Below are 16701 nucleotides of genomic sequence, written 5' to 3'. Positions count from 1 at the left end.
GATAACGTGATTTTTTTCAAACCAAAAAAAGATATATATTTATTAATAATAAGAATTTTTACAAATACATGCACATAAATACGTTAACGGCATACTTAAAATTACTGGCTTGTGATGGAGTTGGTGTTTTAAACACGCGTAAAATTTTAGATACTTTTAAAAGCGTTGAGGCTGTTTTTGATAACAGTAAGCAAACTGTTTTTGCCGATTTTAACCTTCCTAAAAATATTGAAAACGCTTTAAAAAATTTTGATAAACACGAAATTATTCAAAACGAAATAAATTTTATTTTAAAGAACAATATTCAATGCGTTGGTATTTTAGATGATGATTACCCAAGCTTGTTAAAAGAATGTGTTGATGCACCTATTATTTTGTTCTATAAAGGCGATTTATCGCTTTTAAACAACCGTTGTTTAGCTATTGTTGGTACACGAAAAATTTCAGCCTATGGAAACGAAATAACAACGCAATTAATAGAACATTTACAGCCTTACAAGCCTACAATTGTTAGTGGCATGGCTTATGGTGTTGATATTGCGGCTTATTTTCAGGCCAGAAAAAATAATTTGCCTACGGTTGGGATAATGGGTACCAGTTTTAAAAAATTGTACCCTAGTGTGCACAAGAAATATTACGAGGATTTGTTTAATAATGGGTTAATAATAACAGAATATGCTGGTTTTAATACTTTAGTGCCTGAATTGTTCACTCGCAGAAATCGTATAATTGCTGGCTTGTGTAGCGCAACTGTAGTAGTTGAAAGTGCCGAAACAGGCGGATCGCTTTCTACGGCGTATTTTGCAAACGGTTATGCTAGAGAAGTTTATGCAGTTCCTGGAAAAATAAATGATGATTTTAGTAAAGGTTGTTTACGTTTGATTCATGAAAACCGTGCACAGTTACTTTATAATTTTGAACATTTAATTGCAGATTTAAATTGGAATACATCTGCTGAACCAAAGAAACAAGCGGAAGTTAAAAAACAAATCAACCTAAATGATTTTACCGACTTACAGCAAACTATCTTAAAAACGTTACAAAGCGAAGCCTTACATATTGATGAATTGGCTTTGCAAACACAATTATCAATGCCAGTTTTAAATGCTGAATTAATGATGTTGGAACTAAACGGAATTGTTGTGGGTTTACCCGGAAAAATGTTTAAAATGAAATAAAAAAACGCCACTTTTCTAAAGTAGCGTTTTGCATTTTAATATCCCAACTTCTCTCTAACTCGGTTCAATGTTCCGTTGGCAATAACAGCGGCTTTTGCAGCGCCTTCGGTTAAAAACTGGTCAACTTCTTCCAAGTGGTTCATATAGTATGTGTATTTTTCACGAATATCTTTAAACTTGTCGCAAATCAATTCAAATAACGCTTGTTTTGCGTGTCCATACCCATAATTTCCACCTAAATAATTTGCACGCATTTGATCAGTTTGTTCTGGCGTTGCCAATAATTTGTAAATAGCAAACACGTTGCAGGTATCTGGATTTTTAGGATCTTCTAACGGAGTAGCATCGGTAACAATAGCCATAATTTGTTTACGTAGCTTTTTATCGTCTTCAAAAATATTAATGAAGTTGTTACGAGATTTACTCATTTTTTCGCCATCGGTACCTGGAACAGTCATAATTTCTTCCGAAATTTTTGCGTTAGGCAACACAAACGTTTCACCCATTTGGTTGTTAAAACGGGCAGCTACATCGCGTGTAATTTCTAAATGCTGTAATTGGTCTTTACCAACAGGTACAAATTCGGCATCGTACAATAAAATATCTGCAGCCATTAACATTGGGTACGTAAATAAGCCGGCATTTACGTTTTCTAAATAGCTTGACTTATCTTTAAACGAATGCGCCAATGTTAAGCGTTGAAAAGGAAAAAAACAGCTTAAGTACCAAGTAAGTTCGCAGGTTTGCGGTACGCTAGATTGTTTGTAAAACGTAACACGGTTGGTATCTAGGCCACATGCAAGCCAAGTGGCAGCCACACTATAGGTATTTTCTTTTAATGTTTTAGCATCTTTAATTTGTGTAGCCGAATGTAGATCGGCGATAAATAAAAATGTTTCATTTTCAGGATTATTTGCCATTTCAATAGCAGGCAAAATAGCTCCTAAAAGATTTCCAAGGTGTGGGGTTCCGGTACTTTGAACTCCTGTTAATACTTTTGCCATTCTTTAAAAATTAAATTTTTACAAATTTAAAAGTTTATAACGTTAGTTGTTAATTTTATTTATTTATTAATTTGCAGTGTCTAACAAAAAAATACATGAATCTTTTTAAGAATGCCGTTTGGTTTTTATGGAAAACGTGGTTTTACCTTATTATTTTAGTGGTAATTTTGGTGCTGTCACCTTTTTTAATTGTTTCATTATCAAGTGATAAATTTTACCGATACTTTTTTAAATTGGCTCGTATTTGGGCTTATGCAGTGTTTTACGGTACCGGTTTTAGAAAAACCATAGTAACAAAACAAAATTTTAACCCCGATAGAAGTTATATGCTTACAGCTAACCATACATCGATGATGGATATAATGCTAATGCTTATTTTGGTTAAAAACCCGTTTGTTTTTGTAGGAAAGCAAGAATTGGCTAAACTACCCATTTTTGGATATTTTTATAAAAAAGCCTGTATTTTAGTTGATAGATCTAGTGCAGTAAGCAGACAACAAACTATGGTTGCGGCTGCCGAAAGGCTTTCTAAAGGGTTAAGTGTTTGTATTTTTCCTGAAGGTGGTGTGCCTAACGAAGAATCAATAATTTTAGATGATTTTAAAGACGGTGCTTTTCGTTTGGCTATTGATTTTGAAATTCCGGTGGTGCCCATGACGTTTGTTGGACTAAAAAAAATGTTTCCCTTTCGGTTTTTTGCTGGCCACCCGGGTAATGTGTTGATTTATCAACACCCTTTTGTTGCTACGCAAAATTTAACGCAACGCGATAAACCCGACCTAAAAAACCAAGTACGCGAGTTGATTTTACAACCGTTGTTGAAGCATAGTTAGAGTTTGTTAATGAGTTGTGAGGTAGGGTTTTGAAATTTTTTATTTTTGATGTTTTTTTATTAGTTATTGATATTAATGGGGTGTAAGCTCCTCTAAAAAAAGTACAGTATAAGAAAAATAGCTTACTAATACAAAATCAACATTAAATTTTGCCTTAAAGCACAAATTTAGAAAAAGCAATTTTGAGCAACAGTATTTACTTTCTTTTGAGTAAAATATAAACTCTATTTATTACCATTAACAAGCTAAAAAGAAAAAGTAGTAATAAATAATAATTAAGTCCTACAATAATTTTAGTTATCACAGTGCTGTATAAAAAGCATGAGAAATCAATTGTTGTCATTAGTAGTGTTAGCACAATGATTATTGATAAAACAATACAAAAAGAAATATTAATATGAATTTCGTCTACAAATTGCTTTTTAAGTTCTAAAAGAGCTTTATCTTCAATATTATTGTTGTTGTTTTCAATATTTTCTAATTGACTATAAATTATTGCAAGTAAATTGAAAAGAAAACCACCGAATATCGAAATACCTGCAATTAAGTTTGATAATTGACTTTCAAAAGTATAATTTTTAATAGATAAAAAAGATGCAAATAATGCAGGAAATCCAATGAATAGAAGAAAATCTCTAAAGGAAATATATTTAGACTCACTTTTATAGACTTTTAGAGTATTAAAATGGTCTACTATTATTTTAAATATATTTATTCTACTAAGCATTATATATAGATTACTTCTTCAATTAACGTTTCAGCCTGTTTTACTAAAGATTCTATAGTTATTTCGTTATTAAAATATTGCAAATCATTAGTAACATCAATATCTGGTTGTATTCTATTTCGATGTACTACATAAAACGTTTTTCTTTTACCATTTAGTTCTAATTCAAATTCAACTTCTTCAAAATCATCGATATCCTTAATTTCGATTCTTTCTCTGTTAGAATTATTAAATAATTTATCTACAAAACTTTTAAAATTTTCAGGAAGTTTAGATGCTGACATACTCGTTTTTAAAGTACCAGGTATTAAATCCACATTTCCTCCATTTTGATAGAACGCAGCAATGTCATTTGGTATTTTTCTTTTTATAAACTCTATTCTTTTTAAATTACCTTCCCTTATCATTCTATTATAAACCTTACCATGAATTATATTGTTTATTTGAATATAATATCCCACAAATCCAATATTTTTTGCAAATTGATTTATACTTTTCGTAAATATAGTTTTGATGCCAAACTTAGATTTCCTTTGAAGTATTAATGCACCATAATCTTTATTTTTTGGTATTTGTAAATAAAAGAATACGTCTCTAAATGCAGCATGATTTTTACCAACCTTAAACATTTCCTCATTTGTCTCAATGTCTTTTATTTTGTAATCTTCTCCACTTACGCCTGAAGAAAGAAAGCCATAAATACATCTTTTTTCGAAATCAATTACCGGTGGAACATCTAATGTTAAATGTAAATTCGATAGATCTTTAGAATCAGTGTCTTTATGAATATTTTTCAATATTTCATCAAAAAATTTTTTACTAAAATCTAAAAAATCATCTTGACCATTAAATAGGCTTAATATTAAATCATTTTTATTTTTAGTTACTTTTACTAAATATGTTGAAAATATGTATTTTTCCATAAAGTTCGATTAATATTGTGCACTACAACCAAATATAAACAAATAACTTATTTAAACAAAGTGTTCGAGTGTACTTATATTGCTTTCAAATCACATAAATTTATAGGATGATTTAACAAAAGCAAAAAGGTTGCACCAATGTTCAAAAATTATTTGCTAAAAACACAAATTCAGTTAAAAGTATTACAATCAACAATATTCTTTTCTAAAATTTGCATGCTGAGTAGCGGTAAAATAATCGCGAAATATTTGCTGAATAGGTTCGCTGGGGTGCGATGCTTTAATGCCTAACTGAAAATAAAGATCTAAAATTTGGTGCGATAAATTTGCAACCAAGGTTTCGCCAAACTGATGAATTTCGGTTTGAACTTCAACTGAAATATCTTTATTGTGTTCTAAAAGCATTTCAATTTTATCGGCATAAAAATAGGTTTGCTTTTCGTTTGTTGTAAGTTTGTTTCTAAATGTTGATAAATCTAGTTGTGGTCTTATTTTTTCGGCTTCATCTAAAAAATGTGCGGCCATTCCAATATAATTTACCAACAAGGTTAAATCGGCAAAAATGCGAAAAGGAATTTTATCTAAAGCAGCATCGGTATAAAATTCGTTGTAAATAAAGCTGTAATCTGCATCAACTAATACATTGTTTACATTAAACGAAAAGGTTCCGGTAGCCTGCATTCCCATTGCTTTCCAATCTTCAATAATGGTTACCTTATCTTTCGGAATAATAAACGATCGTATCATTTCGTTGCCCTTTGCATCTAAAACGGGTTTATTGTTCTTTGTTATAACCGCATTTAATGTAAAATGACTCAAATAGGGCGCGCCTGTAGCGTAAACCCAACGGCCATTTATTAAAAAGGCGTTGTTTTTTATTTCGGCAGTTCCACCAATAGCACCGCTTCCACCAAAACACGTAAAGTTGTCTTTAAAAAGTTCGTGTGCAATTTGTGGTTTTAAATTCCGCGAAAAATAATTGGCACCGGCACATAAGGTTACCATCCAACCCAAGCTGCCATCTATAAAAGCCAATTGTTTTAAAAGTTGTAATCCGTTTGTGAAATTTAATCCCAAACCGCCATATATTTTAGGAACCCATATTTGCAGCCATCGTTCGTTATAAATATGTTCAATAACATTGGTAGGAATTTGTTTCGATCCTAATAGCTTTTCTTGAATTTCGGATTTATGCATTTTTTTGCTGCTTTAAAATTTTATGCCAGTTTAAGTATCCAAATATGGCAACAATAAATAAAAAGGCGGTTAAAGCTGCGTATAAGTAAAGTTCTTTATGTATTAAAAGCGGTACAGCAATAAAATTACTTATGTTTAGCAACACCCAATTCTCTATTTTGCGTTTTGCCATTAGCCACATACCTGCCCAAGCAAATGCGGTTACTGCCGAATCTAACAAGGGAACATCGCTATCGGTATAATTGGTTAAAAAAACATAAAAAATACCAAATGCTATAACCACAATTGCAGCTGCTTTGTATTTTTCTGCTTTTGTTGTGAATGAAATTGGAGTTTCGGTTTGTTGTTTGCCAAATTTCCAAAACAGCCAACCATAAATACTCATTATTAAGTAGTAAAAATCTAACGTAAATTCTGCATACAACTTGGCATGAAATTTAACATACATAGCTAGTAAAATACCAGCAATACCAAAAAGATAATTGTGAATATTGTTTTTTTGTGCCAATAAAACTTGCACCATTGCAAAAAACACACCTAGCCATTCAATCCAAGTGGTTTTACTTAAAATTTCCTGCATCATATAAATAAATTAAATGATGAGATGATAAAGTTACAATCCCTACGCCGGCATTATCCGGATCAGGTGCAGAACAAAGTTCATGGGTATCATCTCAGCCAAAAGCGGCACCCCATTGCGTTTTCAAAATTGATGCTTTTTTTTGGATTAGGAAAGTTTTCCGTAAAAAAAATCCCTTTCGGCAATAAGAAAGGGATTTTGTGTTAAGCATTTTGTTGCTCTTTAATATGTTGTTTAATACGATCTTCTAATTCTTCTTGCAATTCAGGATTATCTTTAATTAAACCTTTAACAGCATCACGACCTTGGCCTAATTTTGTATCGCCATAACTAAACCACGAGCCTGATTTTTTTACAATTTCAAAATCAACAGCTAAATCTAAAATTTCGCCCGTTTTAGAAATTCCTTCACCGTACATAATATCAAACTCGGCAGTACGGAAAGGTGGCGCAACTTTGTTTTTAATGATTTTTACTTTGGTACGGTTACCCATAACGTGTTCGCCGTCTTTAATTTGGGTTGATTTACGAATGTCTAAACGAACCGATGCGTAAAATTTCAATGCGTTACCACCTGTTGTAGTTTCGGGATTACCAAACATTACTCCAATTTTTTCACGTAATTGGTTGATAAAGAAAACGGTACAGTTTGTTTTTGAAATGGTTGCGGTTAACTTACGCAATGCTTGCGACATTAAGCGGGCATGTAACCCCATTTTAGAATCGCCCATTTCACCTTCAATTTCACTTTTTGGTGTTAATGCAGCAACTGAGTCAATTACTACTAAATCAATGGCGCCCGAGCGTATTAAGTTTTCGGCAATTTCTAAAGCTTGCTCTCCATTATCAGGTTGCGATATAATTAAATTATCAATATCAACGCCTAATTTCTCTGCATAAAAACGGTCAAAAGCGTGTTCAGCATCAATAAAAGCGGCAATTCCACCGGCTTTTTGAGCTTCGGCTATAGCGTGTAAAGTTAAGGTTGTTTTACCAGACGATTCAGGTCCGTAAATTTCTATTATTCTTCCACGTGGGTATCCCATAACCCCTAAAGCTAAATCTAAACCTAATGAACCTGATGATATTGCTTCAACTTCTTCAACTGCGCTATCACCTAATTTCATTACGGTTCCTTTGCCGTAGGTTTTGTCTAATTTATCTAATGTAAGCTGTAATGCTTTTAATTTTGCTTCTTTATCTGCACTCATAATCTTTTGTCTTTTCTAAGGTAAAAATACCTTTTTTTATTTAATTATTCTATAAAAAATAGTTTTTAAATAGCTTGCTTTATTATTGTTGTTTCTAACTTTTTAACGTTGCAAATATATGTTTTGTTAGCGACAAAAAAAGTCGTTTTAAAATAAAATAATACAAATTTTAACTTACATATGCGAACGGTATAGTTGTTGCTAAATTATTTAATTAGAATTATTTAAGGGTGTTTTTTTAAATATACTTTTTTAGTATTTTCGTAAAAAAAATTGAAATGAAAAAAATTATTGTTTTATTGTTGCTTGCCTTGTTTTTTTCTAGGTGCAAAAAAGAATATGAAATTGAAAAGATGGAACGTGATACCGACTCAGAGGTTTACGACCATAATTTAGAAAATGTAATTGATTCTGTTGAAATTAAAAAGAACGATTCCATTCAATTAGCAAAAAGCGATTCAATAGAAGTCGCTAAAAAAGTTGCTTTAGAATTAAGTAAAAAATCAAAAAAATTTAGTGTTTTTAAAGGCGATGCATTTAGTTATTGGCCTATAAAAAACAGTGATTCGTTGCGTAAATTGTTTTATAACACCTTTACCAAAGAACAGCAATATACCATTGCTGCGCTAAACCGTATTGATACCGATCACATAAAAAAGCGCGATACGTTAATTGTACCCAATACTTTTAAATCGGCTTTTATAGATTATTCGCCTTTTCCACGTACGTTAGATAATTTAATGAATGTACCTAAAATAATTATTTTTTCGTACCCAATACAAGCATATGGAGTTTACGAAAATGGGAATTTAGTAAAATGGGGACCTACAAACATGGGTAAAAAAGCATCGCAAACTCCCCGAGGGTTATTCTTTACCAATTGGAAAGGTAGAAAAGTACGCAGTACGGTTGATGATGAATGGATTTTAAATTGGAATTTTAATATAAGTAATAAAGGTGGTGTTGGTTGGCATCAGTACGCTTTACCTGGTTACCCCGCATCGCATTCATGTTTACGTTTATTAGATGCCGATGCGCAATGGTTGTATAATTGGGCCGATCAATGGGTGATTACTGAAGATAAAAAAGCAGTTAAAGTAAAAGGTACACCTGTAATTGTTTATGGCGATTATAATTTTGGTAGCAAAGGTATTTGGCATCAGCTAGTTGTAAATCCTTCTATTACTAATTTGTCTAAAAACGATTTAGAGGAACTTGTTGAACCGCATTTAACCGAAATTTACAAACAACAAACCATTCGCGAAGAGTACAATAAAACAAAACCTACAAATAAAACGAAGGAAGATAGTTTAAAAATTGTGAAGGATACAGTAAAGTAGTTTTAAAAAAAATTGTAACTTTCGTTAAAATTCATCGTAATTATGAAAAAAAATTTAATTTACCTAAGTAGTTTTTTGTTGATAGGTTTAGTGCTTATGTCGTTCAACAATCATTCAAGAACAACCTATTTAAACAATCAAGATAATCATTTTAAAAACTTAAAAGTTTTACCCAAAAATATTTCAAAAGATAGTTTAATGGGGTTAATGGAAGGCTACAATAAAGCTTTAGGCGTTAAATGTAGTTATTGCCATATAAAAGATAAAGCATCAGATAGCATTATGCAAAAAGAAATTGCGCGTCATATGATCCATTTTACCAACGAGCTAAACGCTAAAGAATTTGCGCCAATTGGTAAAAACTATAAAAACGCTGTAGAATGTGCAACTTGTCACCGCGGATCAACCAAACCAATGAGCGATACCAAAGCATTTATGAACGGTAGAAAAAACAAAAAAAAGTAAAAATTTTCAATGTAAGGCTTCTTTAAGTGCCTTTGTACAATATAACATTAAAGCAGTCTTTTTTACAAGATTGCTTTTTTATTTGTTTAGAAATTAAAAAAATACATTGTTTAACCTAAAATCATTAAATTCGCACATTGAATTTAAAAACAGTACCATGAGCACCAAATTCACAGAATATAAAGGATTAAATTTACCAACCGTAGCAAGTGAAATGTTACAGTATTGGAAAGAGCAATCTATCTTTGAAAAATCGGTAACTTCACGCGAAGGCAACCAACCGTTTGTGTTTTTTGAAGGGCCACCTTCAGCTAACGGAAAACCAGGTATTCACCACGTGATGGCTCGTGCTATTAAAGATATTTTTTGTAGATACAAAACCCAAAAAGGCTTTCAAGTAAAACGTAAAGCAGGTTGGGATACCCACGGTTTACCTGTAGAATTAGGAACCGAAAAAGAATTAGGAATTACCAAAGAAGATATTGGTACAAAAATATCGGTTGAAGAGTATAACGAGGCTTGTAAACGCACCGTAATGCGCTATACCGATTTATGGAACGATCTTACCGAAAAAATGGGGTATTGGGTTGATATGAACGATCCGTACATAACCTACAAACCAAAATACATGGAAACGGTATGGTGGTTGTTAAAACAAATTTACGATAAAAACTTATTGTACAAAGGCTACACCATACAGCCCTATTCGCCAAAAGCAGGTACAGGTTTATCATCGCACGAAGTAAACCAACCGGGTTCGTATCGTGATGTTACTGATACTACCATTGTGGCGCAATTTAAAACCATAGAAAATTCGTTACCTGAATTTTTAAAAGGTTTTGGACAAATTGATATCATGGCTTGGACAACCACTCCTTGGACATTGCCAAGTAATACCGCATTAACCGTTGGGCCAAAAATTGATTATGTGTTAGTAAAAACATTTAACCAATACACCAACCAACCTATAAATGTTATTTTAGGAAAACCCTTGGTTGCAAAACAATTCGCAGGAAAATATTTTGCTGTTGAAACTGAAGATGCTTTAGAAGATTATACAGAAAACGATAAAAAAATTCCATACTTTATTGTTAAAGAATTTAAAGGTGCCGATTTAGTAGGTATTCGTTATGAGCAGTTATTGCCGTACACGTTGCCTTATCAAAACCCAGAAAATGCATTCCGAGTTATTGCAGGTGATTTTGTAACAACCGAAGACGGTACAGGTATTGTTCATACTGCGCCAACTTTTGGTGCCGATGACGCTAAAGTTGCCAAAGAAGCAACGCCAGAAGTACCGCCAATGTTGGTGTTAGATGATGCTGGTAACCCAGTTCCGTTAGTAGATTTACAAGGGCGTTTTGTATCGCAAATGGGCGATATGGCCGGTAAATATGTTAAAAACGAATATTATAACGATGGCGAAGCTCCTGAAAAATCAGTCGATGTTGAAATAGCTATTCGTTTAAAAGAAGAAAATAAAGCCTTTAAGGTAGAAAAATATGTACACAGTTATCCACATTGTTGGCGTACCGATAAACCAATTTTATACTATCCGTTAGATTCTTGGTTCATCAAGGTTACCGATGTAAAAGATAAAATGTTCGATTTAAACGAAGAAATCAACTGGAAACCTAAAGCAACAGGCGAAGGGCGTTTTGGTAATTGGTTAAAAAACGCAAACGATTGGAACTTATCTCGTTCACGTTACTGGGGTATTCCATTACCTATTTGGCGTACTGAAGATAAATCTGAAGAAATAATAATAGGTTCGGTTGAAGAATTAGTAGCTCAAGTTGAAAAAGCAATGGAAGCGGGGCTTCAAACCTTAAATCCATTTAATGGCTTTGTTGTAGGCGATATGAGCGAGGAAAACTATAATAAAATCGACTTACATAAAAACGTGGTTGATAATATTACCTTAGTTTCATCAACAGGTAAACCTATGAAGCGTGAAACCGATTTAATTGATGTTTGGTTTGATTCTGGGGCGATGCCTTACGCTCAATGGCATTATCCTTTTGAAAATAAAGCATATATTGATAATCACGAATCATTTCCAGCCGATTTTATTGCCGAAGGAGTAGACCAAACACGTGGTTGGTTTTATACCTTACATGCAATAGGAACCTTAGTTTTTGGCGAAAAAGCTTATAAAAATGTAGTTTCTAATGGTTTAGTACTTGATAAAAATGGTCAAAAAATGTCTAAGCGTTTAGGTAACGCTGTAGATCCTTTTGAAACATTAGAAGAACATGGACCTGATGCTACGCGTTGGTATATGATTTCTAATGCCAATCCATGGGATAACTTAAAGTTTGATTTAGAAGGGATTACCGAGGTGCGTCGTAAGTTTTTTGGTACCTTGTACAACACCTATTCGTTCTTTGCTTTATACGCAAATATCGACGGTTTTACCTATAGCGAAGATGAGGTTGCTTTAGAGAATAGACCAGAAATAGACCGTTGGATTTTATCGGAATTAAACAGTTTAATAAAAACGGTAGACGAAGCTTATGCCGATTACGAACCAACAAAAGCTGCACGTGCAATATCAGATTTTGTTCAAGAAAACCTAAGTAATTGGTATGTGCGCTTGTGTAGAAGACGTTTTTGGAAAGGCGAATACGCACAAGATAAAATTGCTGCTTACCAAACTTTATACACTTGTTTAATTACAGTTGCAAAATTATCGGCACCAATTGCACCATTTTTTATGGATAAACTTTACAAAGATTTAACCCAAGCTACAACTAAGGAAACATTTGAATCTGTACATTTGGCCGACTTTCCAACGTACAACGAATCGGTTGTTAATAAGTCGTTAGAAAGTAAAATGGAAAAAGCGCAAACCGTATCATCTTTAGTGTTATCATTGCGTAAGAAAGAAATGATAAAAGTACGCCAACCATTACAAAAGGTGATGATTCCTGTTTTAGACGAAAATCAAAAGGCAGAAATTGAAGCAGTTGCCGATTTAATTATGGCCGAAGTAAACGTAAAAGAAGTAGAATTGTTAAGCGATGCCTCTGGAATTTTGGTAAAACAAATAAAACCAAATTTTAAAGCACTTGGTCCACGTTTTGGAAAAGAAATGGGGAATGTGGCAAAAGCAATTCAAAATTTTACACAAGAACAGATCAGCGAGATAGACAAAAACAACGAGATTTCTTTGGAAATATCAGGAAATAGTGTTAAATTGACTAACGATGATGTGGAAATTTCATCGCAAGATATCGAAGGTTGGTTGGTTGCTAACGCAAACGGAATTACAGTAGCTTTAGACATAACCATTACAGAAGAATTACGCAAAGAAGGAATTGCACGTGAATTAGTAAACAGAATACAAAATATACGTAAAGATTCAGGTTTTGAAGTAACCGATAAAGTAACAATAAAAATGTTGCCAAATCAAGTAATACAACAAGCTGTTGAAGCAAATTTAGACTATATTAAGGCCGAAACATTAACCGAAACGCTTGTTTTTACTGATGATTTAATAAATGGCACAGAAATTGAATTTGATAATGTGATAACCAAAATTAGTGTTTCAAAATAAAAAAGATTAGTTATGGAAACAAATAATATACAAGTGAGATACTCTGATGCTGAGTTAGCAGAGTTCAAAGAAATCATCTTAAAAAAGATAGAGAAAGCACAAGCCGATTTAGATTTAATTAAAAGTGCTTATATGAACGATTTAAATAACGGTACCGATGATACATCGCCTACATTTAAAGCGTTTGAAGAAGGCAGTGAAACGTTATCTAAAGAAGCAAACTCGCAATTAGCTACACGCCAAGAAAAGTTTTTACGCGATTTGCGAAATGCCTTGGTGCGTATTGAAAACAAAACATACGGTATTTGCCGTGTTACAGGTAAATTAATTGAAAAAGAACGTTTAAAATTGGTTCCGCACGCAACTATGAGTATGGAAGCTAAATTGCAACAACGTTAATTAAAACAATTTTTATTCGTAAAAAAATAATAAAAGCAACCTAAATAGGGTTGCTTTTTTTTGTAACAATCTTATTTTTAAAAAGTTAAACGTTTTGTTTTTTTGAATATCTTTACAGCAAATGAACACAACCTTGCTAAATTTTAAACTTTAGAAAGGTTTAAAAAAATGTAAAACGCCTTAAACTAAGGGCGTTTTTTTCCTTTAAATACCTTACATTTGTGCAAAATTATAGCATATTATGTCGTTTAACAAAGCATTACTTTTAGCAATTGTAGTAATTATTATCGATCAAATTTCAAAAATATACATTAAAACAACCTATGCCTTAGACGGCGGTTTTGAAGTGTTTAATTGGTTTCGCATTCATTTTATAGAAAACGATGGAATGGCTTGGGGAGTTGAACTACCAGGTAATTACGGCAAATTGTTGTTAACAACATTTAGAATTATAGCCGTAGGTGGTATCGTTTATTGGTTGAACGATTCGGTAAAAAAGAAAGGTTCTAACATATTATTAGTTGCTATTGCTTTAATATTAGCGGGTGCGGTGGGTAATATCATCGATTCGGTTTTTTACGGCGTTATTTTTAACGATAGTCATGGGCAAATTGCTACTTTGTTTAGCAACCAACCCTACGGAACTTGGTTTCATGGTAAGGTAGTTGATATGTTTTATTTCCCAATTTGGAAAGGCAATTTACCAGAATGGTTGCCTATTTGGGGCGGACAACATTTTACCTTTTTTAACGCTATTTTTAATATTGCCGATGTTGCTATATCGGTAGGTGTAGGGCTTTTAATTGTTTTTAACAAAAAAGTTTTTAAGTAAATTTGCTGTAATTTAAAACCAAAACATATGCGTAATAATGGAACTGTTGATAAAATTGCCGTTATAGCTACTGTTACGTGTTTTATTTATTGGATAATTGCAAAAATACCAATTATATGGGATTTTATACTGTTTGGTGTCATATATCAATTAATTTGGGCACTCATGATGCTTCTCACAGGAATTTGTACTATTTATTTTATTATTAAATGGTTTTTAAATAGGTTTTCATTAAGAAAGATATATTTATACGGATTTTTATTAGGAGTGATTACTTTGTTAATTATGCGGTTTGTTTTTAGTATTACTTTTGATGGAATAACTTGGATGCCAGATTATAAAAACTAAAAAGTCCCGCAAACTGCGGGACTTTTACAACTAAACTAACCAAAATAAATTTTCCTTTTCATAACTTAAATTGGTTAATCAATTAATATGCCAAAATTATTGTTGAAGTATAAAAACTAAAAATATTGCTGGTATAAAATAAATTACAATAGTGCGAGCGCCGTCGTAATCTTTAGCAATTCTTTGCCCAAAAAGCAAAAACAATAAAGTAACGCACGAAATCACACCAGCATATAAAGCAATTTCTTTACAGCCATTAAATAAAAACCAGATTCCGGCAAGCGATAAAATACCTGCAATGATTTCCAGAATCAATATAATTCCTAATGAAAATGGAACTTTGTCTCCTAAAAAAGTATTTGCAAAATGTTGTTTTAACCAACCAACGTTTCCGTTCCAATCAACCATTTTATCGTACCCCGATTGTAAAAAAGTAATTGCTAAAAACAATAAAATAAGTATTTCTGTAATGTAATTCATGTTGTTTTATTTTTTTTGTAAAGTTAAATTTATTTTATCGAAAACGAACCAAAATCATAAATCTTATTAGGGGTAACGCAGTAATCTAATCTAATGTCGCCTTCAAAGCTATCTGTAATTATGGGTTCTGCATTAAAAAACGATAGGCCAATTTTTATTACATTGGGTTTGCATTTTGCTAAAAAAGTATCGTAAAAACCTTTGCCATACCCCACGCGATTTCCAAAAATATCAAAAGCCAATAAGGGTACAAAAACCACATCAATTTGTTCATCGGTTACTAAAAAACCATTTTGAGGCTCGGGTATATTCCATTCATTTTTTTTAATTATAACATTATCGGTTAATAAATAATGCTGCATGGAACGGTTTTCAAAATTTGATTTTGAAACAATTATGTTTTTATCTTTTCCGTTTAAAATATGTAATAAAAAATCGGTTTGAATTTCTTTGTGTTCTGTTATCGAAAGAAAAGTATGATAATTTTCTTTATTCCAAACAGGTAGTTTTAAGGTTTGGTTGGCAATTTGTAAACTTAAATCTTCAATTTCGGTTAAGCTTAAATGGTTGCGTAAAGCTTTGTATTTTGTGCGTAAATCTTTTTTATTCATTTAGTAATTTGGTTGAAATATGATAAACAGCATCGCCCTGAAAAACAATCGAAGCTTGGTTTTCGCAAATAATATATCCGTCATTAGGTGCCAAAATAGGCTCTTCAACCTGTCCGTAAGGGTCGGTAATTTTACCAAGTAAATCGCCGGTTTTTACGTAGGTACCGTTAAGTGTAAAATTATGCAATAAGCCCGAATATTGCGCCCGAATCCAAGTTGAATTTTCAATACAAATGCTGTTGTTTGGTGTTTTTGCTTTAAAAGTATCGTTCAGCATATTTAATTTGTTTAAAATACGCATGGTGCCTTGTAAGCCTTCTTCAATAATTTCAGAATTTATATCTAATGATTTTCCTCCTTCAAACAATAAATATTTTTTGCCTAATTTATCGCATTCTGTTCTAAATGAACCTTCTATATTGTTAGAATATAAAATAAATTGAGTAGAAAAAGCCTGTGCAAGTTCATCTAATTCATCATTATTGGGTTCAATTCTAATTTGTGGAGCGTTAAAACGGCTGCGACCACCAGCGTGAAAATCAATTATATAATCGGTAACAGGTATTACATCTTGCATAATACGGTACGCAAAACGGCTGGCTAACGAACCATTTGCCGATCCTGGAAAAACACGGTTTAAATCTCGTCCATCCGGAAAATCCCTTGCTTGGTTTACAAACCCAAAAATATTAACCAATGGCATGCAAATTATAGTGCCGCATTTGGGTTGGTTTATTCCTTTGCGAATTATTTGTCGTACAATTTCAATTCCTGTTAGTTCATCGCCATGTAAACCGGCTGTTAGCAATACAGTTGGTCCATCAATATGTGAGCGTGTAACAATAATGGGTACCTTTAATTCGGTCATGGTATGCAACTTGGCAATATTCAATTCTATTGTTTTATTTTCACCAGGTTTGATTGATTTGCCCAAAATTTCAAAATTTCTTGGTGTAATGTGCATCGTTAAATTTTGTATAATAACTACTAAAGATACTATTTTACTTTAAACAT

At 32.4% G+C, this 16701-nt stretch carries 17 protein-coding genes; 8 read left to right on the top strand and 9 right to left on the bottom strand.

All coding sequences use genetic code 11. The features are described from left to right. Window positions 1–68 precede the first annotated feature (68 nt). On the top strand, window positions 69–1178 hold the full coding sequence (gene dprA, locus P3875_RS09065; protein WP_303443645.1) for a DNA-processing protein DprA: 1110 nt from the start codon (window positions 69–71) through the stop codon (window positions 1176–1178). 35 nt (window positions 1179–1213) lie between these two features. Here dprA and trpS read toward each other — a convergent pair whose 3' ends face one another. Further along, on the bottom strand, window positions 1214–2182 hold the full coding sequence (gene trpS / locus P3875_RS09060) for a tryptophan--tRNA ligase (protein ID WP_303443644.1): 969 nt from the start codon (window positions 2180–2182) through the stop codon (window positions 1214–1216). Window positions 2183–2277: 95 nt separating this feature from the next. Between trpS and P3875_RS09055 the strand changes: the two genes are divergently transcribed. Continuing rightward, window positions 2278–3015, top strand: a complete 738-nt coding sequence (locus tag P3875_RS09055; RefSeq protein WP_303443643.1) for a lysophospholipid acyltransferase family protein — start codon at window positions 2278–2280, stop codon at window positions 3013–3015. A 196-nt stretch (window positions 3016–3211) separates the two neighbouring features. Here the strand turns inward: P3875_RS09055 and P3875_RS09050 are convergent, their stop codons facing one another. The 5 genes from P3875_RS09050 to recA all read right to left on the bottom strand — a co-directional run bounded on the left by P3875_RS09050 (window position 3212) and on the right by recA (window position 7653). Next, window positions 3212–3742 carry a hypothetical protein gene (locus tag P3875_RS09050; RefSeq protein WP_303443642.1) on the bottom strand — a complete coding sequence of 177 codons (531 nt, stop codon included), beginning with the start codon at window positions 3740–3742 and terminating at the stop codon, window positions 3212–3214. Further along, the gene (locus P3875_RS09045) at window positions 3742–4665 is read right to left on the bottom strand and encodes a hypothetical protein (protein WP_303443641.1); all 924 of its coding nucleotides are present in this window, start codon (window positions 4663–4665) and stop codon (window positions 3742–3744) included. The genes P3875_RS09050 and P3875_RS09045 overlap by 1 nt, the downstream gene beginning before the upstream one ends. A gap of 189 nt (window positions 4666–4854) precedes the next feature. After that, window positions 4855–5862, bottom strand: a complete 1008-nt coding sequence (locus P3875_RS09040; protein WP_303443640.1) for a hypothetical protein — start codon at window positions 5860–5862, stop codon at window positions 4855–4857. Beyond that, a complete protein-coding gene (pnuC, locus tag P3875_RS09035; RefSeq protein ID WP_303443639.1) occupies window positions 5855–6445 on the bottom strand; it encodes a nicotinamide riboside transporter PnuC in 591 nt (196 codons plus the stop codon). The genes P3875_RS09040 and pnuC overlap by 8 nt, the downstream gene beginning before the upstream one ends. A 200-nt stretch (window positions 6446–6645) precedes the next feature. Further along, window positions 6646–7653, bottom strand: coding sequence for a recombinase RecA (recA, locus tag P3875_RS09030; protein ID WP_303443638.1), 1008 nt, complete (start codon window positions 7651–7653; stop codon window positions 6646–6648). A 278-nt stretch (window positions 7654–7931) separates the two neighbouring features. On the opposite strand from recA, the gene P3875_RS09025 reads away from it, so the two are divergent. The 6 genes from P3875_RS09025 to P3875_RS09000 all read left to right on the top strand — a co-directional run bounded on the left by P3875_RS09025 (window position 7932) and on the right by P3875_RS09000 (window position 14596). Beyond that, on the top strand, window positions 7932–8993 hold the full coding sequence (locus tag P3875_RS09025) for a L,D-transpeptidase (RefSeq protein ID WP_303443637.1): 1062 nt from the start codon (window positions 7932–7934) through the stop codon (window positions 8991–8993). A 42-nt stretch (window positions 8994–9035) separates the two neighbouring features. Continuing rightward, entirely contained in the window at window positions 9036–9458 is a 423-nt protein-coding gene (locus tag P3875_RS09020) for a c-type cytochrome (RefSeq protein ID WP_303443636.1), read from the top strand. A 157-nt stretch (window positions 9459–9615) separates the two neighbouring features. Beyond that, window positions 9616–13017: an isoleucine--tRNA ligase gene (gene ileS, locus P3875_RS09015; RefSeq protein WP_303443635.1), complete on the top strand. Its 3402-nt coding sequence runs from the start codon at window positions 9616–9618 to the stop codon at window positions 13015–13017. A 12-nt stretch (window positions 13018–13029) separates the two neighbouring features. Further along, window positions 13030–13416, top strand: a complete 387-nt coding sequence (locus P3875_RS09010) for a TraR/DksA family transcriptional regulator (protein WP_303443634.1) — start codon at window positions 13030–13032, stop codon at window positions 13414–13416. A 241-nt stretch (window positions 13417–13657) separates the two neighbouring features. Further along, on the top strand, window positions 13658–14248 hold the full coding sequence (locus tag P3875_RS09005; protein WP_303443633.1) for a lipoprotein signal peptidase: 591 nt from the start codon (window positions 13658–13660) through the stop codon (window positions 14246–14248). A gap of 27 nt (window positions 14249–14275) precedes the next feature. Next, on the top strand, window positions 14276–14596 hold the full coding sequence (locus tag P3875_RS09000; RefSeq protein WP_303443632.1) for a hypothetical protein: 321 nt from the start codon (window positions 14276–14278) through the stop codon (window positions 14594–14596). A 96-nt stretch (window positions 14597–14692) separates the two neighbouring features. On the opposite strand, the gene P3875_RS08995 is transcribed toward P3875_RS09000, so the two are convergent. The 3 genes from P3875_RS08995 to P3875_RS08985 are packed head-to-tail and all read right to left on the bottom strand — an operon-like array spanning window position 14693 to window position 16651. Further along, entirely contained in the window at window positions 14693–15076 is a 384-nt protein-coding gene (locus tag P3875_RS08995) for a DoxX family protein (protein WP_303443631.1), read from the bottom strand. Between the two features lie 29 nt (window positions 15077–15105). Continuing rightward, window positions 15106–15687, bottom strand: a complete 582-nt coding sequence (locus P3875_RS08990; RefSeq protein ID WP_303443630.1) for a 5-formyltetrahydrofolate cyclo-ligase — start codon at window positions 15685–15687, stop codon at window positions 15106–15108. Then, window positions 15680–16651 carry a succinylglutamate desuccinylase/aspartoacylase family protein gene (locus P3875_RS08985; protein ID WP_303443628.1) on the bottom strand — a complete coding sequence of 324 codons (972 nt, stop codon included), beginning with the start codon at window positions 16649–16651 and terminating at the stop codon, window positions 15680–15682. The genes P3875_RS08990 and P3875_RS08985 overlap by 8 nt, the downstream gene beginning before the upstream one ends. Between the last annotated feature and the right edge of the window lie 50 nt (window positions 16652–16701).

This window comes from Myroides sp. JBRI-B21084 (genome assembly GCF_030545015.1).
GTDB lineage: Bacteria > Bacteroidota > Bacteroidia > Flavobacteriales > Flavobacteriaceae > Flavobacterium.
Note: the sequence above shows the minus strand (reverse complement) of the source record. Positions and strands in the feature narration are given on the sequence as shown.

Excerpts from the sequence above, each read along its gene's own strand:
- dprA (WP_303443645.1), top strand. The coding sequence starts at position 69 with ATGCACATAAATACGTTAACGGCATACTTAAAATTACTGGCTTGTGAT.
- trpS (WP_303443644.1), bottom strand. The coding sequence starts at position 2,182 with ATGGCAAAAGTATTAACAGGAGTTCAAAGTACCGGAACCCCACACCTT.
- P3875_RS09055 (WP_303443643.1), top strand. The coding sequence starts at position 2,278 with ATGAATCTTTTTAAGAATGCCGTTTGGTTTTTATGGAAAACGTGGTTT.
- P3875_RS09050 (WP_303443642.1), bottom strand. The coding sequence starts at position 3,742 with ATGCTTAGTAGAATAAATATATTTAAAATAATAGTAGACCATTTTAAT.
- P3875_RS09045 (WP_303443641.1), bottom strand. The coding sequence starts at position 4,665 with ATGGAAAAATACATATTTTCAACATATTTAGTAAAAGTAACTAAAAAT.
- P3875_RS09040 (WP_303443640.1), bottom strand. The coding sequence starts at position 5,862 with ATGCATAAATCCGAAATTCAAGAAAAGCTATTAGGATCGAAACAAATT.
- pnuC (WP_303443639.1), bottom strand. The coding sequence starts at position 6,445 with ATGATGCAGGAAATTTTAAGTAAAACCACTTGGATTGAATGGCTAGGT.
- recA (WP_303443638.1), bottom strand. The coding sequence starts at position 7,653 with ATGAGTGCAGATAAAGAAGCAAAATTAAAAGCATTACAGCTTACATTA.
- P3875_RS09025 (WP_303443637.1), top strand. The coding sequence starts at position 7,932 with ATGAAAAAAATTATTGTTTTATTGTTGCTTGCCTTGTTTTTTTCTAGG.
- P3875_RS09020 (WP_303443636.1), top strand. The coding sequence starts at position 9,036 with ATGAAAAAAAATTTAATTTACCTAAGTAGTTTTTTGTTGATAGGTTTA.
- ileS (WP_303443635.1), top strand. The coding sequence starts at position 9,616 with ATGAGCACCAAATTCACAGAATATAAAGGATTAAATTTACCAACCGTA.
- P3875_RS09010 (WP_303443634.1), top strand. The coding sequence starts at position 13,030 with ATGGAAACAAATAATATACAAGTGAGATACTCTGATGCTGAGTTAGCA.
- P3875_RS09005 (WP_303443633.1), top strand. The coding sequence starts at position 13,658 with ATGTCGTTTAACAAAGCATTACTTTTAGCAATTGTAGTAATTATTATC.
- P3875_RS09000 (WP_303443632.1), top strand. The coding sequence starts at position 14,276 with ATGCGTAATAATGGAACTGTTGATAAAATTGCCGTTATAGCTACTGTT.
- P3875_RS08995 (WP_303443631.1), bottom strand. The coding sequence starts at position 15,076 with ATGAATTACATTACAGAAATACTTATTTTATTGTTTTTAGCAATTACT.
- P3875_RS08990 (WP_303443630.1), bottom strand. The coding sequence starts at position 15,687 with ATGAATAAAAAAGATTTACGCACAAAATACAAAGCTTTACGCAACCAT.
- P3875_RS08985 (WP_303443628.1), bottom strand. The coding sequence starts at position 16,651 with ATGCACATTACACCAAGAAATTTTGAAATTTTGGGCAAATCAATCAAA.